The sequence below is a fragment of the Luteimonas sp. KH_071 genome (assembly GCF_057838005.1).
In genome coordinates this window covers 2,718,436-2,741,945 of the sequence record NZ_CM174458.1, presented here as the reverse complement: position 1 = coordinate 2,741,945, position 23,510 = coordinate 2,718,436, and the positions used below count along the sequence as shown (strand labels likewise).

At 67.9% G+C, this 23,510-nt stretch carries 17 protein-coding genes and 1 pseudogene; 12 read left to right on the top strand and 6 right to left on the bottom strand.

What is annotated here, in order from left to right; all coding sequences use genetic code 11:
• Nucleotides 1-77: 77 nt before the first annotated feature.
• From AC3IRM_RS12545 to prpE, 3 genes are all read left to right on the top strand, one after another.
• Entirely contained in the window at nt 78-1,277 is a 1,200-nt protein-coding gene (locus tag AC3IRM_RS12545) for an aminotransferase class I/II-fold pyridoxal phosphate-dependent enzyme (RefSeq protein WP_489203468.1), read from the top strand.
• 68 nt (nt 1,278-1,345) lie between these two features.
• A complete protein-coding gene (locus AC3IRM_RS12540; protein ID WP_489203467.1) occupies nt 1,346-2,332 on the top strand; it encodes a malate dehydrogenase in 987 nt (328 codons plus the stop codon).
• A gap of 148 nt (nt 2,333-2,480) precedes the next feature.
• Nucleotides 2,481-4,382: a propionate--CoA ligase gene (gene prpE / locus AC3IRM_RS12535; protein WP_489203466.1), complete on the top strand. Its 1,902-nt coding sequence runs from the start codon at nt 2,481-2,483 to the stop codon at nt 4,380-4,382.
• 85 nt (nt 4,383-4,467) lie between these two features.
• Here prpE and AC3IRM_RS12530 read toward each other — a convergent pair whose 3' ends face one another.
• Nucleotides 4,468-5,661, bottom strand: a complete 1,194-nt coding sequence (locus AC3IRM_RS12530) for a citrate synthase family protein (protein ID WP_489203465.1) — start codon at nt 5,659-5,661, stop codon at nt 4,468-4,470.
• 128 nt (nt 5,662-5,789) lie between these two features.
• On the opposite strand from AC3IRM_RS12530, the gene prpB reads away from it, so the two are divergent.
• From prpB to prpF, 5 genes and pseudogenes are all read left to right on the top strand, one after another.
• Entirely contained in the window at nt 5,790-6,677 is an 888-nt protein-coding gene (gene prpB / locus AC3IRM_RS12525) for a methylisocitrate lyase (RefSeq protein ID WP_489203464.1), read from the top strand.
• Between the two features lie 52 nt (nt 6,678-6,729).
• Nucleotides 6,730-7,890: a bifunctional 2-methylcitrate synthase/citrate synthase gene (gene prpC / locus AC3IRM_RS12520; protein WP_394004264.1), complete on the top strand. Its 1,161-nt coding sequence runs from the start codon at nt 6,730-6,732 to the stop codon at nt 7,888-7,890.
• 233 nt (nt 7,891-8,123) lie between these two features.
• Entirely contained in the window at nt 8,124-10,721 is a 2,598-nt protein-coding gene (acnD, locus tag AC3IRM_RS12515) for a Fe/S-dependent 2-methylisocitrate dehydratase AcnD (protein WP_489203463.1), read from the top strand.
• A gap of 89 nt (nt 10,722-10,810) precedes the next feature.
• Nucleotides 10,811-11,032 (top strand): annotated as a pseudogene (locus tag AC3IRM_RS12510) (DUF559 domain-containing protein); the annotation flags it as partial.
• 138 nt (nt 11,033-11,170) lie between these two features.
• Nucleotides 11,171-12,367: a 2-methylaconitate cis-trans isomerase PrpF gene (gene prpF, locus AC3IRM_RS12505; protein ID WP_489205920.1), complete on the top strand. Its 1,197-nt coding sequence runs from the start codon at nt 11,171-11,173 to the stop codon at nt 12,365-12,367.
• A gap of 90 nt (nt 12,368-12,457) precedes the next feature.
• Here prpF and AC3IRM_RS12500 read toward each other — a convergent pair whose 3' ends face one another.
• From AC3IRM_RS12500 to AC3IRM_RS12485, 4 genes are all read right to left on the bottom strand, one after another.
• A complete protein-coding gene (locus AC3IRM_RS12500; RefSeq protein WP_489203462.1) occupies nt 12,458-13,072 on the bottom strand; it encodes a glutathione S-transferase family protein in 615 nt (204 codons plus the stop codon).
• A 76-nt stretch (nt 13,073-13,148) separates the two neighbouring features.
• Nucleotides 13,149-13,628: a cell wall hydrolase gene (locus AC3IRM_RS12495; protein ID WP_489203461.1), complete on the bottom strand. Its 480-nt coding sequence runs from the start codon at nt 13,626-13,628 to the stop codon at nt 13,149-13,151.
• 372 nt (nt 13,629-14,000) lie between these two features.
• On the bottom strand, nt 14,001-16,046 hold the full coding sequence (locus AC3IRM_RS12490) for an oxidoreductase (RefSeq protein ID WP_489203460.1): 2,046 nt from the start codon (nt 16,044-16,046) through the stop codon (nt 14,001-14,003).
• Between the two features lie 92 nt (nt 16,047-16,138).
• Complete coding sequence (locus AC3IRM_RS12485) at nt 16,139-16,315, bottom strand: hypothetical protein (RefSeq protein ID WP_489203459.1); 177 nt, start codon at nt 16,313-16,315, stop codon at nt 16,139-16,141.
• Between the two features lie 18 nt (nt 16,316-16,333).
• On the opposite strand from AC3IRM_RS12485, the gene AC3IRM_RS12480 reads away from it, so the two are divergent.
• From AC3IRM_RS12480 to AC3IRM_RS12470, 3 genes are read left to right on the top strand one after another with little or no spacing between them, the layout of a single operon-like run.
• On the top strand, nt 16,334-17,629 hold the full coding sequence (locus AC3IRM_RS12480) for a hypothetical protein (RefSeq protein WP_489203458.1): 1,296 nt from the start codon (nt 16,334-16,336) through the stop codon (nt 17,627-17,629).
• On the top strand, nt 17,626-18,348 hold the full coding sequence (locus AC3IRM_RS12475; protein ID WP_489203457.1) for a hypothetical protein: 723 nt from the start codon (nt 17,626-17,628) through the stop codon (nt 18,346-18,348). Before AC3IRM_RS12480 ends, AC3IRM_RS12475 begins: the two co-directional genes overlap by 4 nt.
• Complete coding sequence (locus tag AC3IRM_RS12470; RefSeq protein ID WP_489203456.1) at nt 18,341-21,151, top strand: AAA family ATPase; 2,811 nt, start codon at nt 18,341-18,343, stop codon at nt 21,149-21,151. Before AC3IRM_RS12475 ends, AC3IRM_RS12470 begins: the two co-directional genes overlap by 8 nt.
• Before the next feature lie 174 nt (nt 21,152-21,325).
• On the opposite strand, the gene AC3IRM_RS12465 is transcribed toward AC3IRM_RS12470, so the two are convergent.
• Nucleotides 21,326-22,345, bottom strand: coding sequence for a zinc-binding alcohol dehydrogenase family protein (locus AC3IRM_RS12465; protein ID WP_489203455.1), 1,020 nt, complete (start codon nt 22,343-22,345; stop codon nt 21,326-21,328).
• A gap of 105 nt (nt 22,346-22,450) precedes the next feature.
• Between AC3IRM_RS12465 and AC3IRM_RS12460 the strand changes: the two genes are divergently transcribed.
• Nucleotides 22,451-23,380, top strand: a complete 930-nt coding sequence (locus tag AC3IRM_RS12460; RefSeq protein WP_489203454.1) for a LysR family transcriptional regulator — start codon at nt 22,451-22,453, stop codon at nt 23,378-23,380.
• Nucleotides 23,381-23,510 lie beyond the last annotated feature (130 nt).

Here is a 23,510-nt window from a genome sequence, read left to right as displayed (position 1 = left end):
AGGGGTGCGTGGTACCATCTGCCGCCGAAAATCAGCGGTTCCGCCGCATTCCCGCCGCTCTGAAACGAGAGTTCCCGATGCCCCAGCTCGCCGCGCGGACCGCTCGCGCCAAGCCCAGCGCCATCATGCAGGTCGCCGAAAAGGCGAAGCGCCTGAAGGCCGAAGGGCGGGACATCATCAGCTTCTCGATCGGCGTGCCGAATTTTCTGCCCGGCCCGCACGTCTATGCGGCGGCGCGCGAGGCGCTCGACCACGACAGCGGGCAGTACGGCAGCAACCGCGGCAGCGATGCGCTGCTCGACGCGTTCATCGGCCATCTCGACCGCATCGGCCTGCCGGGCTATACCCGCGCCCACTGCGCCAGCGGCATCGGGGCCAAGCACATCCTTTACACGCTGGCCGAAGTGCTGCTCGACGAAGGCGACGGTTTCGCGTTCGCAACGCCCTACTGGACGACGTATCTGGACATCGCGCAGATCGTCGGCGCCGACATCCAGTTGCTGCCGTGTCCGCCCGAGCAGGACTACAAGCTCACGCCGGCGCAGCTCGATGCCGCGCTGTCGAAGAAGCCCAGGGTCTTCCTGTTCAACAATCCGTCGAACCCGACCGGCATGGTCTACACGCGCGACGAGATCGCCGCGCTGGCTGACGTGCTGGTGCGCCATCCCGATACCTGGATCATCACCGACGACATCTACAACCGGATGGTGTTCGACGGCGTCGGCTACCACAACGTGGTGCAGGCGCGTCCGGAACTGCGCGAGCGCACGATCTTCGTCGACTCGCTGTCCAAGACCTACGGCATGCCGGGCTGGCGCGTCGGCCTGCTGGCGGGGCCCGAGAACGTTGCAAAAGCCTTCGCGACGATGAACTCCAATCACATCACCAATGTGCCGGAAGTGGTGACGGCCGCCGCGGTCGCCGCGCTGTCCGGCCCGCAGGATGTGCCGACGGCGAAATGCGCCGAATTCCAGGCGCGTCGCGACGTGGTGATGGCGGCGCTGGCCGAAATTCCGGGCGTGGTCTGCCCGAAACCCGCCGGCGCGTTCTATGTGTTTCCCGACATCAGCGTCGCCTTCGGCAAGTCGCATGGCGACATCCGCATCGAGAGCGACGTCGACCTGTGCAATGCGCTGCTCGAAACCAAGGGCGTGGCCTGCGTGCCGGGCTCGGCGTTCGGCGAGCCGCGCGCATTGCGCATCAGCTACACCTGTCCCGAAGCGCAGCTCGCGCCCGGGCTGGCCCGCATCCGCGAATTCTTCGCGGAGCTGACTTGACCGGCCGGCCCCCGCCGACCGGATGCTACCCACCCACGTGACCGTTTGAACGAACGAGAGGATTGACGATGAAGAAGCCCGTCCGTGTTGCCGTGACCGGCGCTGCCGGCCAGATCGGCTATGCGCTGCTGTTCCGGATCGCCTCCGGCGAAATGCTGGGCAAGGACCAGCCGGTGATCCTGCAGCTGCTCGAACTGCCGATCGACAAGGCACAGGCCGCGCTGAAGGGCGTGATCATGGAGCTCGAGGATTGCGCGTTCCCGCTGCTGGCCGATGTCGTCGGCACCGACGATCCGGAAGTCGCGTTCAAGGACGCCGACATCGCCCTGCTGGTCGGTGCGCGTCCGCGCGGCCCGGGCATGGAGCGCAAGGACCTGCTGCTCGAGAACGCCAAGATCTTCACCGCGCAGGGCGCGGCGCTGAACAAGGTCGCCTCGCGTGACGTCAAGGTGCTGGTGGTCGGCAACCCGGCCAATACCAATGCCTACATCGCCATGAAGTCGGCGCCGGATCTCAACCCGCGCAACTTCACCGCGATGCTGCGCCTCGACCACAACCGCGCGCTGAGCCAGCTGGCGACCAAGGCCGACGTGGCCGTGGGCGACATCGAAGGCCTGATCGTGTGGGGCAACCACAGCCCGACCATGTACCCGGACTACCGCTTCGCGACCGCGAACGGCCAGAACCTGAAGGACAAGGTCAACGACGCCGACTGGAACGCCAACACCTTCATTCCGCAGGTCGGCAAGCGCGGCGCGGCGATCATCGAAGCCCGTGGCCTGTCCTCGGCCGCGTCCGCCGCCAACGCCGCCATCGACCATATCCACGACTGGGTGCTGGGCAGCAACGGCAAGTGGGTGACGATGGGCGTGCCGTCCGACGGCAGCTACGGCATTCCCGAAGGCGTGATCTTCGGCTTCGCGGTGACCACCGAGAATGGCGAGTACACGCTGGTCAAGGACATCGAAGTCGACGACTTCAGCCAGAAGGCCATCGACAAGACCCTGGCCGAGCTCGAGGAAGAGCGCAGCGGCGTGGCGCATCTGCTCAGCTGAGCCCTGTAGAGTGGCGAGAAAAAGCCGGGCCATGTGCCCGGCTTTTTCGTGGGCGCGCGTCCGGCGAAAAGCGCGGGGTAGACCATTGTCGTAACGCGTCCTTTCCGCGCGAGGACTAGCCTCGGGATTCGCCACCGGGAATGCCGCCATGCGCTACGAGGACTTCCACCGCCGCTCCATCGAAGACCCCGAAGGGTTCTGGGGCGAACAGGCGCAGGCGATCCACTGGCACAAGACGCCCGAGCGGATCCTCGACTATTCGAATCCGCCGTTCCGCAAGTGGTTCGCGGGTGGCGAGACCAACCTCTGCTACAACGCCGTCGACCGGCATCTCGAGGCGCGCGGCGATCAGCTGGCGCTCGTCGCGATCTCGACCGAAACCAACGAGACGCGTGAGATCACCTACGCGCAGCTGTATCGCGAGGTCAACGACTTCGCCGCGGTGCTCAAGGTGCTGGGTGTCAGCCGTGGCGATCGCGTGGTCATCTACATGCCGAACATGGCCGAGGCCGCGTTCGCGATGCTGGCCTGTGCGCGGATCGGCGCGGTGCACTCGGTGGTCTTCGGCGGATTCGCTGCGCACAACCTCGCGCTGCGCATCGACGATGCCGCGCCCAAGCTGCTGATCGCCGCAGATGCCGGCAGCCGCGGCGGCAAGACGATTCCCTACAAGCCGCTGATCGATGCCGCATGTGCGGAGACGACATCCCCGCCGCCGCACGTGCTGATCGTCGACCGCGGACTCGATCCCGGCTACACGCGTATCGAAGGACGCGACGTCGATTACGCGACCATCCGCGCACAACACGCCGGCACCGACGTGCCGGTGGCATGGCTGGAATCCAACGAGCCCAGCTACCTGCTCTACACCTCCGGCACCACCGGCAAGCCCAAGGGCGTGCAGCGCGATGTCGGCGGGTATGCGGTGGCGATGGCGCTGTCGATGTGGTCGATCTACGACATCCGCCCGGGGCAGGTGATGTTCACCACGTCCGACGTGGGCTGGGCGGTCGGGCATTCGTACAACGTCTACGGCCCGCTGATCGCCGGCGCGACGGTCATCCTCTATGAAGGACTGCCGACCAGTCCCGATGGCGGCATCTGGTGGAAGATCTGCGCCGACTACGGCGTGCGTACGATGTTCTCGTCGCCAACCGCGATCCGCGTACTGAAGAAACAGGATGCGAAATTCCTGACGCAGTACGACCTGTCGAAACTCGAATACCTGTTCCTGGCCGGCGAGCCCCTCGATGAGCCGACCGCGAGCTGGATCAGCGCAGGCCTCGGCGGCACCAAGATCATCGACAACTACTGGCAGACCGAAACCGGCTGGCCGGTGCTGGCACTGATGCCGGGTGTGGAGATGAAACCCGTCAAGTTCGGCTCGCCCGGCCTGCCGACGCCGGGCTACGACCTGCGCGTGATCGATGAAACCACCGGCGAGCGGGTGCCACCCGGCACCAAGGGCGTGCTGGTGATCCAGCCGCCGCTGCCCCCGGGCTGCGTGACCACGGTGTGGAAGGACGATGCGCGCTTCCTGTCGAGTTACTTCTCGCACTTCACGGAACTGCTCTACAGCTCGCTCGACTGGGCCATCCAGGACGAGGACGGCTACACCTTCATCCTCGGCCGCACCGACGATGTCATCAATGTCGCCGGCCATCGCCTCGGCACGCGCGAGATCGAGGAGGCGGTGTCGAGTCATCCGGCCGTCGCCGAGGCCGCGGTGATCGGCGTCGCCGACGAACTGAAGGGCCAGGTGCCGATCGTGTTCGTGACGCTGAAGCAGGCATCGGTCGATGCCGACGCGCAGCACGCGACGGCCGGCGAGATGATGCGCGCCGTCGCCGACCAGCTCGGCGCCGTCGCGCGGCCGGCGCGGGTCTACGTGGTCAACGCCTTGCCGAAGACGCGTTCGGGCAAGCTGCTGCGGCGTTCGTTGCAGGCGCTGGCCGAATCGCGCGATCCGGGAGATCTGTCGACGCTCGATGATCCCAATGCGCTGGAGGAAGTGCGCCGCGTGCTGGCGCGGGGCGCGGACGCGGGCTGATCGTGTGCATGCAGGAACGCGCTCGCGCGCGACGTGCGTTTGCGGGAACGTCTCGTCGCGCCAGCGCGCTCCTACACGTCTATCGTCATTCCGCCGGCGCGACGCCGCTGTAATGCGCGCGCGGACGGATCAGCGTGCCGAGTTCCTGCTGCTCCAGCGCATGTGCCAGCCAGCCGGCAAGCCGGCCGGCGGCGAACATGCACAGCGCCGGCGTCGCCGGCAGGCCGTGCACGAAACAGATCGCCGCGAGCATGCCGTCGATGTTGGGATGGCGGCCGCTGGTCTCGGCGGCGGAACCCAGCACCGCTTCGACCTGCTGCATGCGTGCATCGCCCGCGTGGCGCGCGCGCAACATCGCCAGCACTTCGGCCGCGCGAGGATCGCCATCGGGATACAGCACGTGGTGGAAGCCGGGCAGGTCGTCGCCGCGTTGCCAGCGCTCGGCGACGAAGGCGGCGGGCGAGGGCGCATCGCAGGCTTCGCGGATCAGCGCATGCGCGCGCGCCGTGGCGCCGCCATGACGTGGGCCGGACAGCGCCGCGAGTCCCGCGCAGACCGTCGCGTGCAGATGCGCGCCGGTGGAGGCGACCACGCGCGCGGCGAAGGCCGACACGTTGAGTTCGTGGTCCGCGCACAGCACCAGCGCCGCGCGCACGAGCTCGGCGAATGCGGCATCGCCGGGACGCCAGGCATCGGCGAGTAGCGCGTGGACGGGGCGCGCATCCGGCGTGCCGGCGACTAGCAGCGCTGCGTTCTGGCGCAGCAGCGTCGCCGCGACGCCGCGCTTGGCTGCGGGCGCGGCGCTCAGCGAATGCCGCAGGTCCGGCGCGAGCAGCGGGATCACCGCCATCGCGCGTTCGATCGGCGGCAGCGTGGCATCGCCAGCAATCGCGGCGACGCGCGTGGGCCAGTCGCTGATCGCGGCGTCGAAGGGATCGGTATCACCGCAATCCCAGAGCAGGCGTGCGGTGTCTTCGAGCGTCGCGCCGCTGCGCACCATCGCGACCGCGGAGCGCCCGCGGTAGTACGGACTGTCGGGCCGGATCAGCGAGATCCGCGTTTCCATCACCGGCAGGCCACGGTCAAGACTCTGGGCCGCACCCCGCGCCGCGCCACGGCCTGCGCGCTTGCGCTGGGTCAGACGTTCGACGTCCTGGCGCAGGTACACGCGGCTGCGATGGTCGGCGCCGGGGCGCGATTCGAGCAGGCCCCGGCTGACATAGGCGTAGAGCGTCGCGGTGCTGATGCCGAGCGCGGCGCAGGCCTGCGCCGCGGACATCAGGTCGCCATCGTTCGCATTCACAGTGAATCCCGATGTATTGATTGATTCGATCAAGATTGATCAACCATTCGGATGGTGCCAGATTGCACGCCATCGCGGTACACCGCAGCTCCGGAGTCGCATCCATGACCACGCTTTCCGCAGGCGCGAAATTCCGCGCCGCGCTCGCCGCCGAATCGCCGCTGCAGGTGATCGGCGCGATCAACGCCAACCACGCGCTGCTGGCCAAGCGCGCCGGCTTCCAGGCGATCTATCTGTCGGGCGGCGGCGTGGCCGCGGGCTCGCTGGGTCTGCCGGACCTGGGCATCAATACGCTCGAGGATGTGCTGATCGACGTGCGCCGCATCACCGACGTCTGCGACCTGCCGCTGCTGGTCGATATCGATACCGGCTTCGGTGCGAGCGCGTTCAACATCGAGCGCACGGTGAAGTCGCTGATCAAGGCCGGCGCGGCGGCGTGCCATATCGAAGACCAGGTCGGCGCCAAGCGCTGCGGCCATCGTCCCGGCAAGGAGATCGTGTCGCAGGGCGAGATGGTCGACCGGGTCAAGGCTGCGGCCGATGCGAAGACCGATCCGGACTTCTTCCTGATCGCGCGCACCGATGCGATCCAGGTCGACGGTGTGGACGCTGCGATCGAACGCGCCGTCGCCTGCGTCGAAGCCGGCGCCGACGGCATCTTCGCCGAGGCCGCCTACGACCTCGACACCTATCGCCGCTTCGTCGATGCGGTCAAAGTGCCGGTGCTCGCCAACATCACCGAGTTCGGTGCCACGCCGCTGTTCTCCCGCGACGAACTGGCGTCTGCGGGCGTCGCGATCCAGCTGTTCCCGCTGTCGGCATTCCGTGCCGCGAACAAGGCCGCCGAAGCGGTGTACACCGCGGTGCGTCGCGACGGTTCGCAGCAGGCCGTCGTCGAGACCATGCAGACCCGCGAGGAACTCTACGAGCGCATCGGCTATCACGCGTTCGAACAGCGCCTGGACGCGCTGTTCGCATCCAACAAGCAGTAAACGACTCCCGATCTTTCCATCCGTGCCCGCGGGCATCCAACGGAGATTCCAGATGAGCGACACCGCCACCACCGCCCCCGGCTTCAAGCCGAAGAAGTCCGTCGCGCTGAGCGGCACGGCCGCCGGCAACACCGCGCTGTGCACCGTCGGCCGCAGCGGCAACGATCTGCACTATCGCGGCTACGACATTCTCGATCTGGCGCGCACCAGCGAGTTCGAGGAAATCGCCTATCTGCTGGTCCACGGCAAGCTGCCGACCGAAGCGGAATTGCGCGGCTACAAGGCCAAGCTGAAATCCCTGCGCGGCATCCCGGCGGCGGTGAAGTCCGCGCTCGAGGAACTGCCGCCGTCGGCGCATCCGATGGACGTCATGCGCACCGGCGTGTCGGTGCTCGGCTGCGTGCAGCCGGAGAAGGACGACCACAACCATCCGGGCGCGCGCGACATTGCCGACAAGCTGATGGCCTCGCTGGGTTCGATGCTGCTGTACTGGTACCACTGGAGCCACAACGGTCGCGCGATCGACGTCGAGACCGATGACGATTCGATCGGCGGGCACTTCCTGCACCTGCTGCATGGTCACGAGCCGCGCGAATCCTGGGTCAAGGCGATGCACACCTCGCTGATCCTGTACGCGGAGCACGAGTTCAACGCATCGACCTTCGCCTGCCGCGTCATCGCCGGCACCGGCAGTGACATGCACAGCGCGATCACCGGCGGCATCGGCGCGCTGCGTGGCCCCAAGCACGGCGGCGCGAACGAAGTCGCGTTCGAAGTGCAGAAGCGCTACGACACGCCGGATGAAGCGGAAGCCGACATCAAGGCGCGCGTGGAGAAGAAGGAAGTGATCATCGGCTTCGGCCACCCGGTCTACACCGTCAGCGATCCGCGCAACGAGGTCATCAAGCAGGTCGCCAAAGAACTGTCGGACGAAGTCGGCAGCCGCAAGATGTACGACATCGCCGAGCGCCTGGAGACAGTGATGTGGGACATCAAGAAGATGTTCCCCAACCTCGACTGGTTCAGTGCAGTGAGCTACCACATGATGGGCGTGCCGACGGCGATGTTCACCCCGCTGTTCGTCATCGCCCGTACCGCCGGCTGGAGCGCGCACGTCATCGAGCAGCGCATCGACGGCAAGATCATCCGTCCGAGCGCGCACTACACCGGTCCGGAGGATCAGGCGTTCGTGCCGATCGCAGAACGCAAGTAAGCCTGTCCTGAACTGTTCCCGCATGCGCGGGGACAAAGGCCCGTCATTCCCGCGAAAGCGGGAATCCAGCGACTTCGATTTTGTTCGTCACTCCCGCGAAGGAGCAAGCGTTTTTCGACGACCTATCAGCTGATGAGTGCTTCGACGTCGAACACATATTGCGAAAGTCTCTGGATTCCCGCCTGCGCGGGAATGACGAGCGCTAAAAATCCCTTCTCTTCCGAACGCCAGCCATGAACAGCCAGCACCGTAAACCCCTTCCCGGCACGCAACTCGACTGGTTCGACGCGCGCGCGGCCGTCGACGCGCTCGCGCCCGGCGCCTACGACCGCATGTCCTACACCGCGCGCGTGCACGCCGAGAACCTGGTGCGGCGCTGCGAGCCGGCGCAGCTCGACGACGCGCTGCGCCAGCTGATCGAGCTGCGTCAGGACATCGACTTCCCGTGGTATCCGGCGCGCGTGGTCTGCCACGACATCCTCGGCCAGACCGCGCTGGTGGATCTCGCCGGTCTGCGCGATGCGATCGCCGACCAGGGCGGTGATCCCGCGAAGGTCAATCCGGTCGTCCCGGTGCAGCTGATTGTCGATCACTCGCTGGCGGTGGAATGCGGCGGCTATGACCCGGATGCGTTCGCGAAGAACAGGACCATCGAAGACCGTCGCAATGCCGACCGTTTCCACTTCATCGACTGGACCAAGCTCGCCTTCCACAACGTGGAAGTGATTCCGCCGGGCAACGGGATCATGCACCAGATCAATCTGGAGAAAATGTCGCCGGTGGTTTACGTCCAGGACGGCGTCGCGTTTCCGGACACCTGCGTCGGCACCGACAGCCACACGCCGCACGTCGATGCGCTGGGCGTGATCGCGATCGGCGTTGGCGGGCTCGAAGCCGAGAACGTCATGCTCGGCCGCGCGTCGTGGATGCGTACGCCGGAGATCGTCGGCGTCGAACTCGCAGGCCGTCCCGGCCCGGGCATCACCGCGACCGACGTCGTGCTGGCGCTCACGGAGTTCCTGCGCAAGTCGAAGGTCGTTGGCGCGTATCTGGAATTCCGCGGTCCGGGCGCGGCCGCGCTGTCGGTCGGCGATCGCGCGACGATTTCCAACATGGCGCCCGAGTACGGCGCAACCGCGGCGATGTTCTTCATCGACGACAACACACTCGACTACCTGCGTCTGACCGGCCGCGAAGACACGCAGGTCGCACTGGTCGAAAGCTATGCCAAGGCCGCCGGCCTGTGGGCCGATGCGCTCGCCAGCGCCGAGTACGTGCGCACGCTGCACTTCGACCTGTCGAGCGTGGTGCGCAACATGGCGGGCCCGTCGAACCCGCACAAGCGCGTGGCGACCAGCGATCTCGCCGCCAGCGGCATCGCCGGCGCGTGGGAGATGCCGACCGACGGCACGATGCCCGACGGCGCGGTGATCATCGCCGCGATCACCAGCTGCACGAATACATCGAACCCGCGCAACGTCATCGCCGCCGCGCTGCTGGCGCGCAACGCGAATGCGCGCGGCCTGACGCGCAAGCCCTGGGTCAAGAGTTCGCTCGCGCCGGGTTCCAAGGCGGTGCAGCTGTATCTCGAAGAGAGCGGCCTGCTGCCGGATCTCGAGCAGCTCGGCTTCGGCATCGTCGCGTTCGCCTGCACCACCTGCAACGGCATGAGCGGCGCGCTGGATCCCGCGATCCAGCAGGAGATCATCGACCGCGATCTGTACGCGACCGCCGTGCTCAGCGGCAACCGCAACTTCGACGGCCGCATCCATCCCTACGCCAAGCAGGCCTTCCTCGCGTCGCCGCCGCTGGTCATCGCCTATGCGATCGCCGGCACCGTGCGCTTCGACATCGAGAAGGACGTGCTCGGCATCGATCACGACGGGAATGCGGTGACGCTCAAGGATCTCTGGCCGTCGGATGAAGAGATCGACGCGGTGGTCAAGGCCAGCGTCAAGCCCGAACAGTTCCGCGCCGTCTACGGCCCGATGTTCAAGCTGCACGTCGACACCGGCGAGCGCGTCGCGCCGCTGTACGACTGGCGCGAGATGAGCACCTACATCCGCCGTCCGCCGTACTGGGAAGGCGCGCTGGCCGGTGCCCGCACCATGACCGGCATGCGTCCGCTCGCGGTGCTCGGCGACAACATCACCACCGATCACCTGTCGCCGTCGAACGCGATCATGGCCGACAGCGCGGCCGGCGAGTACCTCGCGAAGATGGGCGTGCCGGAAGAGGACTTCAATTCCTACGCCACCCATCGCGGCGACCATCTGACGGCGCAGCGCGCCACGTTCGCCAATCCGAAACTCGTCAACGAAATGGCGATCGTCGACGGCACGGTGCGCCAGGGCTCGCTGGCGCGCATCGAACCGGAGGGACAGGTCGTGCGCATGTGGGAGGCGATCGAAACCTACATGGAACGCAAGCAGCCGCTGGTGATCATCGCCGGCGCGGACTACGGCCAGGGCAGCTCACGCGACTGGGCGGCCAAGGGCGTGCGTCTCGCGGGCGTGGAGGCGATCGTGGCCGAAGGCTTCGAGCGCATCCACCGCACCAACCTGATCGGCATGGGCGTGCTGCCGCTGGAGTTCCAGCCGGGCGTGACCCGTCTGACGCTCGGCATCGACGGCACCGAAACCTTCGACGTCACCGGCGATCGCACCCCGCGCGCGATGCTGACATTGTTGATCCACCGCCAGGACGGCACCCAGCTGTCGGTGCCGGTGATCTGCCGTCTCGATACTGCGGAAGAAGTCTCGATCTACGAAGCCGGTGGTGTGCTGCAGCGGTTCGCGCAGGATTTTCTGGAGTCTTCGAAGGCGGCCTGAGGTTTTTAAGCCCCTCTCCCCTTGCGGGAGAGGGGTTGGGGAGAGGGGAAGTGGATCAACGCGCATTCGCTAAACAGCTGCGTCGAAACATGACCGACGCCGAGCAATTGCTCTGGCGTCATCTCCGCGCCCACCGCTTCGAGGGGCAGAAGTTCCGCCGCCAGCAGCCGATCGGTTCTTACGTCGTCGACTTCGTGCATTTCAGTGCGCGTGTGATCGTAGAAGCAGATGGCGGCCAGCACGTCGAATCGCTGAAAGACGTAGCTCGCGACGCATGGTTGGGAGAGCAAGGCTTCCAAGTGCTGCGCTTCTGGAACGACGACATCCTGCAGCGCACCGAGTCTGTGCTCGACGCGATCTGGAATGCATTGCGGAAAGCCCCCCTCTCCCCCGACCCCTCTCCCGCAAGGGGAGAGGGGAGACAAGCCAAAACAAAGCGAGTGAACGTCATGACCCTTGCTCCCCAACTCCGCATCCCCGCCACCTACATGCGCGGCGGCACCTCGAAGGGCGTGTTCTTCGGCCTCGAAGACCTGCCCGCCGCTGCGCAGGTGCCCGGTCCCGCGCGCGATGCATTGCTGATGCGCGTGATCGGCTCGCCCGATCCTTACGCCAAGCACACGGATGGCATGGGCGGCGCGACCTCGTCGACCAGCAAGTGCGTGATCATCGGGCCCGCGTCGGTGCCGGATCACGACGTCGACTATCTCTACGGCCAGGTGTCGATCGACAGCGCGTTCGTCGACTGGAGCGGCAACTGCGGCAACCTCAGTACAGCGGTCGGCCCGTTCGCGATCGCCAATGGCTTCATCGAAGCCGCGCGCATTCCGCGCGAGGGCACCGTCGCGGTGCGCGTGTGGCAGGCGAACATCGGCAAGACCATCATCGTGCACGTGCCGGTCGCCGACGGGCAGGTGCAGGAGACCGGTGATTTCGAGCTCGACGGCGTGACGTTCCCGGCGGCGGAGATCGTGCTGGAGTTCGTCGATCCCGCCGATGAAGGCGAGGGCGAGGGCGGCGGTGCGATGTTCCCCACCGGCCATCTCGTTGACGATCTCGACGTACCGGGTGTCGGCACGCTGCGCGCCACGATGATCAATGCCGGTATTCCGACGATCTTCGTCGACGCTGATTCGATCGGGTATACCGGCGCCGAGCTGCAGGATGCGATCAATGGCGACGCGAAGGCGCTCGCGATGTTCGAGACGATCCGCGCGCACGGCGCCGTGCGCATGGGGCTCATCAACGCTGTCTCCGAGGCGTCGAAGCGCCAGCACACGCCCAAGGTCGCGTTCGTCGCGCCGCCGCATGATCACGTGGTGTCGAGCGGCAAGGCGATCGCGGCAGGCGATGTCGATCTGCTGGTGCGCGCGCTGTCGATGGGCAAGCTGCATCACGCGATGATGGGCACGGCCGCGGTCGCGATCGGCACCGCGGCCGCGATTCCCGGCACGCTGGTGAATCTGGCCGCGGGCGGTGGCGCACGTACGTCGGTGCGCTTCGGCCATCCCTCCGGCACCTTGCGCGTCGGCGCCGAAGCCGTGGAAGTGGACGGCCAGTGGACCGTCGCCAAGGCCATCATGTCGCGCTCGGCACGCGTGCTGATGGAAGGCGCGATCCGCGTGCCGGGCGACACGCTGGGCTGATTCCAGCGGAGTCGGCGGCGCATGCGCGCGAGCCGCGGCCCTTCGAACCGGCGCGCCGCACTGAGGCGACGCGCTGGTCGAACAGGTCGATCAGATCAGGCCTTCGGCCGTCATCGCCGCGCGAACGCCGTCGTCGGCGAGCATGCGCGCGTCGAACGCATGCAGGTTGTCCAGGCCGCCCAGATCGAGCTTCAGGCGCTTGGCCCACTGCAGGGTCACGAACAGATACGGATCGGCGATCGAACGCGTGCCCACGAGGTAGTCGCGGCCGGCGAGCTGCGCATCGAGGCGCTCGTAATGACTGCGGATCTTCTGCATCGCATGCTTGCGCGTGCGGTCGACGACGTCCGCGTCTTCCAGATATTTGGTACTTCCGAACAGCGGATGGAAGGCCGGGTGCAAATCGGCGTTGAGCAGCGCCAGCCAGCGGTTGACCTCGGCGCGTCCTTGCGGCGAACCGTCACCACCGAGCTTCGCGTCGGGATGTCGGTCGGCCAGATAGCCGAGGATCGCGGCGTTCTGGGTCAGCACCCAGTCGCCTTCCACCAGCACCGGCACTGCGCCTGCGGGATTGAGTGCGAGGAACGCGGCTTCCTTCATCTGCGTCGCGTCGACGACGCGCGCTTCGAACGGTGCGCCGATCCACTGCAGCACGATGTGGTCGGCCAGCGAGCAGGCGCCGGGCTTGGTGTAGAGAATGCGCATGGCGATCCTGATGGTGAACGGGTCGCCATCATGCGCCGGGCGTCGCGGGCGGGGAAGCCGGCGACGTGGCGTGGACTCAGCCGCGCCCGCTGTCGTTCGACGGACGGGCCGGGCGCAGCGACTGCACGCGCAGGAAGGTGTGGTCGCCGATCGTCGCGACCTGGTGCGCGGTGCGCCAGGACGGCGCCGCGATCGCATGGGCCATGAAGTGACTCGCGCCGGGCACCACCTGACGGCGCTGCTCGGGCGGCAGCGACCAGTTGCGCTCCGACTCCAGCGCCACGCTGACCGCGCGGGTCCAGGCATTGGTGTTGGCGAGCTTGGTGTTCGGCGACAGGATCGTCGGCGCGAACTGCTTGCGGGCGGTCACCACCTCGCACATCGACTCGCCCCACAGGCCGCTCTCCTGGCGGCGCAGGGCCACCTCGGCGACGGCTTCCTGCCCGCGGACGGACTGGTCGCGGGCTTCCAGGTACACCGTCGTGCTCAGACAGAGCGAATCGGCGGCGGGGGGCGGCAGCACGGAGGCCAGCCACATCACCCATTCAAGTTTCATCAACGACTCCTTGCTGCGTTGCGCCGGGCCGCACGTCGTCGTCCTCCTTACGGAAGACACGCAGACGACTGCGGAGACCGGCATGGCGTATTGGGGAGGGCGGCGGACTCTGTGGTGCGCTTGATCGCCCGGGCACCGAAGTCCGCAGAAGGCGGGTCGGGCCGGTGTTCCACCGAAGGCGGCGGAACGAAGAGACGGCACGGTAGCCCCGGTTTTTCGAATCAAACGTGAATACGGGGCACTGGCGCCGGCGCCACTTGTGTGGCTGGTCGTCCTGCCTGACGCCGCGTATTCAGGTTTACCGCGGTCGTGGCGCGGTCGCAACCGCGTCCGAGGGGTCGAATCCGGAACCTGAACAGGACGACGTTCTTTTCAGAGATGCGCTGCGAGACGACTGGCCTGCGCGATCGCGCGCTTGGCATCGAGCTCGGCGGCCACATCCGCGCCGCCGATCAGATGCACGACCGTGCCACTCGTCTGCAGGGCATCGAGCAGATCGCGACGCGGTTCCTGACCGGCGCAGATCACCACGTGATCGACGTCGAGCGTCTGCTCTGCGTCATCGACGCGGATCCGCAGGCCCGTATCGTCGACACCGAGATACTCGACGCCGCCGAGCATCGTCACGCCTTTGGCCTTGAGCGTGCTGCGATGGATCCAGCCGGTGGTCTTGCCGAGCCGCGCGCCCGGGCGGCCGGGGCTGCGCTGCAGCAGCCACAGCTTGCGCGCCGGTGGTGCGGGCGCGGCCGGCACCAGGCCACCGGGCTGTTCGAAGGTCGGATCGATGCCCCATTCGCGCATCCACGCGCCGGTATCGAGGCTCGGCGACTGTCCGATGTGCTCGACCAGGAATTCGCCGACGTCGAAACCGATACCACCGGCGCCGATGATCGCCACGCGCGCGCCCGGCACGACGCGGCCTTCGATGACGTCGACATAGCCGACCACTTTGGAATGGTCGCGGCCCGGGAAGTCGACCGCACGCGGCACCACGCCCGTCGCCAGTACCACGACATCGAACCCGGCGAGATCTGGTGCCGCGACGGGCGTCGACAGGCGCACGTCGACACCGGTCTCGACCAGACGGTTGCGGAAGTAGCGCAAGGTCTCGTCGAACTCTTCCTTGCCGGGGATGCGTCGGGCGAGATTGAACTGGCCGCCGATCTCGGCCGCGGCATCGAACAGCGTGACCGCGTGACCGCGTTGCGCCGCGACCGTCGCACAGGCGAGACCCGCCGGGCCGGCGCCGACAACGGCCACGCGCAGCGGATTCGCCGCCGGGAAATAGTTGAGTTCGGTCTCCGCGCACGCGCGCGGATTCACCAGGCAGCTCGCGGTTCGGTTCTGGAACACGTGGTCGAGGCAGGCCTGGTTGCAGGCGATGCAGGTATTGATGCGCTCGGGCGTGCCGGCGCGCGCCTTGGCGACCCACTGCGGATCGGCCAGCAGCGGCCGCGCCATCGACACCATGTCCGCTGCGCCGCTGGCGAGAATGCGCTCGGCGACGTCGGGCATGTTGATGCGGTTGGTCGCGATCAGCGGCAGCGACACGTGCGGCCGCAGCTTCGCGGTAACGCCGGCGAACGCGGCGCGCGGTACCGAGGTGGCGATCGTCGGCACGCGCGCCTCGTGCCAGCCGATGCCGGTGTTGATCAGCGTCGCGCCGGCTGCTTCGACGGCGCGGGCCTGCTGCACGATGTCGTCCCAGGCCGAGCCGTCCGGCACCAGTTCCAGCATCGACAGGCGGTAGACGATGATGAAATCGTCGCCCGCGGCTGCACGCACGCGGCGCACGATCTCGGTCGCGAACCGCATGCGCTGCGCGGTGTCGCCGCCCCAGGCGTCGTCACGCGCATTGGTGCGGCGGCTGAGGAACTGGTTAATCAGATAGCCCTCGCTGCCCATCACTTCGACCCCGTCGTAGCCGGCCTCGCGGGCGAGCTTCGCGGCATGCGCGTAGGCATCGATCGTGCGCTCGACGCCGCGCGCCGACAGCGCCCGCGGGGTGAACGGGTTGATCGGCGCCTTGATCCGGCTCGGCGCGACCTGGAGCGGGTGATAGCCGTAGCGGCCGGCGTGCAGCAGCTGCAGGCAGATCTTCGCGTCGTGGCCGTGCACCGCTTCGGTGACCTGCCGGTGCCGACGCGTTTCCCAGCGCCAGGAGAGCTTGCCGCCGAAGGGCTTGAGCCAGCCGGCGATGTCGGGCGAGAAGCCGCCGGTGACGATCAGGCCGACACCGCCTTCGGCGCGCTCGGCGAAATAGCGCGCAAGCTTGGGGAAATCCGCCGCGCGATCTTCGAGACCGGTGTGCATCGAGCCCATCAGCACGCGGTTGCGCAAGGTCGTGAAGCCGAGATCGAGCGGCGCCAGCAGATGCGGATAGGAAGCGGCGACGGGCTGGCCGGAGGCTGGCGTCATGGTCTGGATACGCGTGCGTATGGATTGACCAGCGTGCCGGGAAAGCCGCGTGCGGGCAAGCGCGGCGCACGCAGGCGGCGACGCGCGCGCTGTCAAGAGTTGCCAGTGCCGGGCCGCGCCCCGAACATGTCGCGCCCGCACCAGGGACGGCTGCCATCCAACCTTTTCAGGATTACCTGCGCGACGGCATCGTCGCCGCCGATCTGCCGGACCTGCATCCGCTGCTGGCGGCGCGCGAGCAGCTGCGTGCGTTCTCGACGCTGTTCCACGGCGGCGAGGAGATCGTGATGGTACGGCTGCTGGTGCTGCGCGCGATCGGCGAGCGCGGCGATGCGCCGGACTGGTCGCCGCAGGAACTGCGCGAACACTTCGCATTCCTCGACCCGGTAAAATTCGAGACCGTCATCGGCCGCCTGCGCGACAACGGTCTGCTCGCCTGGGACGCGCACAGCCAGCGCTACCGCATCAGCCCGGTCGGCCGCCAGGCGCTGTCGGCGCTGGGTCTTCTGGTGCAGTTCAATGCCGAGGGCGACGAACTGGCCTATGTCACTGCGCAGCTCGCCGCCGGCCAGGCAGTCGGCAAGGTCGGCGCTGCGGACCTGCAGCATCTGCTGTCGCGGCTCAACGAACTGCGCGAGGATTTCGACCAGGCCGTGCTCAGCGGTTCGGAGCACCGCATCCGCCAGGCCGCCGACACGCTGCAGTCGGTCTGGCACTGGGTGGAGAAGGGCACCGAGCTGATCCGAGCGATCGCGGCCGACGACGATCTGGACGTCGCCACGCATCGCGCCGCGCAGCAGATCGGTCGCGCGCAGAGCGCGATGCTGCGCCAGGCCTCGGTGTTCCAGCGCGCCCTGAACCAGCTCGACCGGCATCGCGTGCATCTGGGCGCGAGCGGCTTGTCGTCGTCGGACGTCAACCGCTTCCTGCGCGCCTGCGATCCGGCGGCGCTCGCCGACATGGCCACCGACGCGCTGACCATCGCGCCGCAACCGGCGTTCGTGCTGGGGCCGATCGCGCTGGATGTCGCCGAGTACGAACTCGTCGAGCGCGAGCGCGAAGCGGCCGCCGATGCCGGCCTGCCGCCCCCGTGCGATGCGCCCGAAGACCTGCAGGCACCGGTCGCCGCCGACGACTACGCGCACGCCGCGCAATGGCTCGACCAGCTCACTGCGCTCGATGTGGCCGCGCCGCTCGGCGACTGGGTACCGCAGGACAGTTTCGCGGTCAGCGCGTACCGCCTGTCGCTGCTGGGCCTGATCGGCGATGCCGGCGCGGAAAACCGCAGCGGCGTCAGTGCGCGGCTCGCGCAGTTGCCGATGCAGTGGCGCGTCGACGCTGCATACGAACGCATCGACCGCGCCGGTGTCGCATTGATGAGCCGTGGGCGTCTGCTGCCCGCGGGCATCGACGACGAGGTGGCAGCCGACATCGACATGCCCGACATGACCGCGCACGGCATCACCGACGACGTCGACAACGCGCCAGCCGCTGCGCCCGCGCCGCGGCGTCGACGCGCTGCCACACCTTCCGCGGAGACCGGCACGCCGCCGGCACCCGCACGACGCAAGAAGACCGCATGACCGACTCCACCGCTTCCCTGATCGCGCGGCTGCTGGCCGAGCGCTGGCTGCCGCGCGAAGATCGCGCCGTGCGCCAGATGCTGGTCGACGCCGAGCTGCGCGAGGACATCGACCGCCGTCTCGCCGCCGCCGGCCTGCGCCTGCTCGAACATCCGTACGCGGCGCACGTCGCCGTCGGCATCGCGCGTCAGCACGAGGCCGACGTGTTCGGCCACAGCGATGCCTGGGCCGCGAGCAATCTGCAGCTCAGCCGCGATGCACTCGCGTTGCTGGTGGTGCTGTGGTCGCTGCTGGTGCTGCCCAAGCGCCAGCGTCAGATCGCGCGCCAGCAGACCGATCTGGCGCAGGACCAGGAGCAGATGTTCGCCGAGCTCAAGCCGGTGCCGGTCGGCGCGGAAGTCGTCGAGCCGGTCAACGAACGCACCCTGCTCGCAGACTTCGGCGCGCAGCTCGGCGGCAAGGGCCGCATCCACATGAATCTCGGCACGCTGCAGCGGCAGGGATTCATCGCCCGACGCAAGGAGCGGATCCATGAAGGTCCGCTGCTGGATCTCGCGTTCGACTACGAGCGCATCGCCAGCCGGGTGATGGACGGCGCGCTGGCGCACGTGATCGCGGAGAGTCGCGTCGGTCGAGGGCTGGACGTGGAAGACGCCGATGGCCTGGACGACATGACCCACGACACCGGGACGACCGGAGAGGCGCAGGCCGATGTTTGAATTCCGCAGTATCGAAGTCGTGCACTGGGACTACTGGCAGCGTTATTCGCTGCCGCTGGATGCCTCGATCATCACCGTCGTCGGGCCGAACGGTTCCGGCAAGACCACGCTGCTCGACGCGTTGCGCACGCTGCTGGCGATCGACGATCGCGACATGGCGCGCGACTACAAGACCTATCTGCGCCACAACGGCAAGCCGTTCGCGTGGCTGCGGGCGGTGGTCAGCAATCCGGTCGATCGACGCGGCCGCCGCGCGTTCTTCCCGTGCATGGACGAGCAGGTGACGATCGCCTGCCGCGTACGCAAACGCGGCGGCGACTGGACGCGCGACTACCAGATCGTCGCCGGCGACGTGCCGGTGGAAGCGCTCGACGCCGGTGGCGAATGGCTGGGCGTGCGTGACTACCGCGTGCGGCTCGCCGGTGCCGGCCTGAGCCGCGCGATCTGCCGCGTGCTGACGCTCGAGCAGGGCGCCACCGACAAGCTGTGCCAGCTCTCGCCGCGCGAACTTCTGCAACTCGTCTTCGACGTGTTCGAGGACAAGGCGGTGATGGATGACTACCAGCGCGCCCGCGCCGAGCAGTTCGACATCGACAAGGAAATCGCCGAACTCCAGCAGGGACTGACCGAGCTGCACATGCGGCTGGAATCGTCGCGCGCCGATGTGCGTTCGTACGAAGACGGCATGGCGCTGCGCAACCAGCGGCAGATGCTGGAAGCGGAAATCGCGCCGAAGGTCGAACTGGCCGACCTGCGCGCGACCATCGATGGCGCGAAGCCGCGGCTTACCGGCCTGCGCCGCAGCCTGCGCGAACGTCACGAGGCGCACGCTGCGCTGCAGGCCGAAGACGCGGCGGCGATCGACGCGCGCGCCGGCCTCCAGCAGTCGATCGTCGATGCCCGCGCGGCGTTGAAGTCGGCCGAGACGCGGTTCACCGGCGCACGCGATCAGGCGCGCGACGCCGAGCAACTGGTGCGACGCCATGACGAACTCGCGCGTCTGCAGGCGGCACGCGGCGGCGCGGATGTCGACGCGCTCAGCCGCGAGGTCGAGCAGGGCCGGCGTCGCCAGGCCGAGCTGCGCCTCGAGGCCGAACGCGATCGTACGCGGAGTGGCGAGATCGCCGCCCAGGTGGCCGCGCTGCGCGGCGGCGGCCGCGTCGTCGAACCCTTCGAGCGCGAGTTCCGCGCCGCGCTGGATCGTGCCGACATCGGCCATGCGGTGCTCACCGAACTGGTCGAGATCGCCGATCCGCAATGGGCGGTCGCGCTCGAGGCCGTTCTTGCGCCGTACCGGCATCTGCTGGTACTCGACTCGGCGAAGGACGCGCGTGAGGCCTGGCGGCTCGGCGAGCGCCTGCAGTACCGGCATTTCGTCGTCGCCGAACGCGCGCCGGCCAGTCCGGCGACGCGTGGCTCGCTGCTCGAGGTCGTGCGCTTCAATGCCGATCCGCCCGCGTGGCTGCCGCGCCAGCTCGATCGCGTACAGCGCGTCGCCGATGTCGAAGCCGGCCAGCGTCTGCCCAAGGGCCAGGACTGGATCACCGCGCAAGGCTATCTGCGCGAGCACCGCGGCGGTCGGCACATCGGCGGCGGCCAGCATCACTTCGGTACCGGTGCGCGCGAGGCGCGGCTCGCGTCGCTGCATGCCGAAGCCATCGCATTGCAGGAGCGCGCGCAGGCACGCGAGGACGCGCTGACCGCGCTGGGTCGCGAGGTCGATGCGGCGCAGTCGCGCCTGCTCGGTCTCGATGCCGGGCAGGAACTGGTGACGCGCGCGGCCGAGTTCGCCGATGCGCAATCGCGCCTGCCGGCGCTGGCAGAGGCCGCGCAGGCCGCCGCCGAATCGCTGACCGACGCGCGCGCTGCGCTGGATGCCTGCGAGCGGCTCGACAAGGACGGCAGCATTGCCGCCGCCACGCGCGCGGGCGAACTGCGCACGCTGGCGCAGGAACTGCGCGACCGCGGCAGCCAGATCGCGCAGGAGCGCGTGGTGCTGGTGCAGCGTCTGGTCGATTTCCGCAAGCGGCGTGCGCGCATGCCGGCTGCATGGCGCACGCGCGACGCGTTGCGCGAGGCGCGCGATGCGTATGAGAGCGCAGGCGCGGTGCGGCGCGAACTCGAACGCATCGACGAGCGGCTCGCACGCGGCAGCTTCGTCGAGGACGCCGCCTGCGTGACGATGCGCGACAAGTTCGCCGCCGACCACGACGCACTCGAAGCGGCGATCGGCAAGCGCGAGGCGCATCTGCACCGCGCGCGCCGTCTCACCGAGGACGCGCGTGGCGCCTACATCAACGTGCTGCGCGCGACTGTACGCCGCTACCGCAAGAACCTCACCGCGCTCGGTGAGCTCGCCGGCATCGGTGTCGATGTCGGCATGCCGGAACTGGCGAACGAGGATGTCGCGCTTGCGCAGGCCGGGCTCACCGTGCGGTTCGATTTCGACCGCAAGGGCTGGATCGGCCTCGACGACGGCGAGGCGTCCGGCGGCCAGCAGGTGATGAAATCGCTGCTGCTGCTGGTCGCACTGCTGCGCGACGAGGACCAGCCGGGCGGCTTCGTCTTCATCGACGAACCGTTCGCGCATCTCGACGTCGCCAATATCGAGAAGGTCGGCCGCTTCCTGCGCAGCACGGACGCGCAGTACATCCTGACCACGCCGATCACCCACAACCTCAATGTGTTCGAGCCGTCGGATCTGGTGCTGGCCACCAGCAAGCGGCGCGCAGGCAGTGCCTGGGCGGAACCGGTCGCCGTTCTGAAGCGCGATCGGACGGATGCGGTGAACAGCGCGGCGTAATCGCACGCGCAATGCACCGGAGGATGGACAGCGGATCGCCCGTGGCATGCCGGGCGATCAGGGCAGTCGACGCTTCGAGAATTCCAGCGCTTCGACACAAGAAAGCCTGTCCGACCCGGGCGCGGGTCCGACAGGCGATACGAGCCTCAGCTCTGCGGCGTCAGATCGCGCGGCTCACGGCCAGCCGGCGACCACCAGCTTGCCGATCGTGGCGCCGGATTCGAGACGACGATGCGCTTCGCGCATGGTGTCCGCGTTGATCGGCGACAGCATGTCCGACAGCGTGCCGCGCAGCGAACCGGTGTCGATCAATTCCGCGACGCGCGCGAGGATCTTGCCCTGTTCGTCCATGTCCGGGGTGCGGAAACGCGAGCGCGTGAACATCAGTTCCCAATGGATGCCGATGCACTTGGCCTTGTAGGGATCGCCGATCTTCAGCGCGCCGGCCGGCTCGACGATCAGGCCGACATGGCCCTGCGGCGCCAGCAGTTCGCCCAGCGCATCCCAGTACCGGTCGGTATCGGCGAGGTTGAGCGCGGCATCGACGGTCTCGAAGCCCAGCGCCTGGAGTTGCGGCGCGAGGTCTTCGCGATGGTCGATAACATGGTCGGCGCCCATGATCCGGCACCACGCGATGGTCTCCATGCGCGACGCGGTGGCGATCACGGTGAAACCGGCCAGCTTCGCCAGCTGGATCGCGATCGAGCCGACCCCGCCGGCGCCGGCGATGACCAGCAGCGTCTTGCCCGCGCCGCCGCCATCGATATCGAACGGCATGCGCTGGAACAGCAGCTCCCATGCGGTGATCGCGGTCAGGGGCAGGGCAGCGGCCTGGGCGAAGTCGAGCGAGTTCGGCTTCTTCGCGGCGATGCGCGCGTCGACCAGCTGGAATTCGGCGTTGCTGCCGGGGCGGGTGATGTCGCCCGCGTAGTACACGGCATCACCGACTTCGAAGCCGATGACCTCGCTGCCGATCGCGTCGATCACACCGGCCGCGTCGTAACCCAGGACCTTGGGACTCGACTCGGTCTGCGGCTTCGGCGCACGCACTTTGGTGTCGACCGGATTCACCGACACCGCCTTGATGCGCACGCGCAGGTCTTGCGGGCCGGGCTCGGGCAGATCGAGTTCCACGTCCTGCAGCGACTGCGGATCGTCGATCGGAAGGTAGCGGGTCAGGGCAACGGCTTTCATGGTGGGTCCTCGGGGATGTGGAGCGGCCTCTGCATTGTCGATCCGTCGGCTTGCGGTCGATAGCGATAGAATCGCCAATCACCTTCAAGTGATTCTTGCGAATCGATGGATCGCATCGGCGACATCGCCCTGTTCCTGCGCGTGCTCGACACCGGCTCGATCAGCGCCGCCGCGCGCAGCCTCGACATGTCGCCGGCACTGGCAAGCCAGCGTCTGAAGCGGCTGGAGGACGCGCTGGGTGTGCGTCTGCTGCATCGGACCACGCGGCGCCTGCATCCCACGCCCGAAGGCCTGCGGCTGGCGGGCGAGGGGCGTGCGCTGGTCGAAGCGTTCGACGGCCTCGCCGGCAGCCTGCGCGAAAGCGGCGGACAGGCGGTCGGCGGCACGCTGCGGGTCACGATGTCGGCATCGTTCGGCCGTCAGCACGTGTCGCCGCGCCTGCCGCGGTTTCTCGCTGCGCATCCGGGCCTGCAGCTCAGCGTGCATATGAGCGATTTGCAGGTCGACCTCGTCCGCGAAGGATTCGATCTCGCGATCCGGATCGGCGATCTCGACGACTCCCAACTCGTCGGACGACAGATCGCGGCCAATCCACGTGTGCTCGTCGCGTCGCCTGACTACCTGGCGCGCAGAGGCGTGCCGGCCGCGCCTGAAGATCTGCTTGCGCACGATTGCCTGGTCCTGGTCGGGAGTCGGGGCCGCCAGGATCGGTGGCAATTGCTCGACGGCACGGGCGCGGAAACGACCGTCCGCGTCGGGGGGACTCTGGAAAGCAATCTCGGAGAAGTACTGCGCGATGCAGCGCTGGCCGGCGTCGGCATCGCCATGCACGCGCTCTGGCACGTGGCCGACGACCTGCATGCCGGGCGCCTCGCGCGTGTACTTCCGACGCATGCGCCGCCGGTCACCGGAATCCACGCCGTGATGCCCGACCGCATCTTCGTGCCGCCGAGAACGCGCGCATTCGTCGCCTTTCTCCAGACGGAATTCGCGTCAGTTCCACAGTGGCGCGCGGATGGCACGCAGGCTTATTAGTTCGCGTCACGGTGCGTTCTCGAAAAAACACGTCGATTCGAGCTCAGGCGGACGCTGAAAGGCGGAATGCGTTCTTGACGCCACGCGCACATCTCCTTCACGACAATCCCGCCCCGTTGGGGTTCCTGAC

Coding starts and splice junctions, on each gene's coding strand:
- prpF (WP_489205920.1), top strand. CDS start 11,171: ATGACCCTTGCTCCCCAACTCCGCATCCCCGCCACCTACATGCGCGGC.
- AC3IRM_RS12545 (WP_489203468.1), top strand. CDS start 78: ATGCCCCAGCTCGCCGCGCGGACCGCTCGCGCCAAGCCCAGCGCCATC.
- AC3IRM_RS12495 (WP_489203461.1), bottom strand. CDS start 13,628: ATGAAACTTGAATGGGTGATGTGGCTGGCCTCCGTGCTGCCGCCCCCC.
- AC3IRM_RS12480 (WP_489203458.1), top strand. CDS start 16,334: ATGGTACGGCTGCTGGTGCTGCGCGCGATCGGCGAGCGCGGCGATGCG.
- AC3IRM_RS12500 (WP_489203462.1), bottom strand. CDS start 13,072: ATGCGCATTCTCTACACCAAGCCCGGCGCCTGCTCGCTGGCCGACCAC.
- AC3IRM_RS12490 (WP_489203460.1), bottom strand. CDS start 16,046: ATGACGCCAGCCTCCGGCCAGCCCGTCGCCGCTTCCTATCCGCATCTG.
- acnD (WP_489203463.1), top strand. CDS start 8,124: ATGAACAGCCAGCACCGTAAACCCCTTCCCGGCACGCAACTCGACTGG.
- prpE (WP_489203466.1), top strand. CDS start 2,481: ATGCGCTACGAGGACTTCCACCGCCGCTCCATCGAAGACCCCGAAGGG.
- prpC (WP_394004264.1), top strand. CDS start 6,730: ATGAGCGACACCGCCACCACCGCCCCCGGCTTCAAGCCGAAGAAGTCC.
- prpB (WP_489203464.1), top strand. CDS start 5,790: ATGACCACGCTTTCCGCAGGCGCGAAATTCCGCGCCGCGCTCGCCGCC.
- AC3IRM_RS12540 (WP_489203467.1), top strand. CDS start 1,346: ATGAAGAAGCCCGTCCGTGTTGCCGTGACCGGCGCTGCCGGCCAGATC.
- AC3IRM_RS12530 (WP_489203465.1), bottom strand. CDS start 5,661: ATGTCCGCGGCGCAGGCCTGCGCCGCGCTCGGCATCAGCACCGCGACG.
- AC3IRM_RS12465 (WP_489203455.1), bottom strand. CDS start 22,345: ATGAAAGCCGTTGCCCTGACCCGCTACCTTCCGATCGACGATCCGCAG.
- AC3IRM_RS12470 (WP_489203456.1), top strand. CDS start 18,341: ATGTTTGAATTCCGCAGTATCGAAGTCGTGCACTGGGACTACTGGCAG.
- AC3IRM_RS12475 (WP_489203457.1), top strand. CDS start 17,626: ATGACCGACTCCACCGCTTCCCTGATCGCGCGGCTGCTGGCCGAGCGC.
- AC3IRM_RS12460 (WP_489203454.1), top strand. CDS start 22,451: ATGGATCGCATCGGCGACATCGCCCTGTTCCTGCGCGTGCTCGACACC.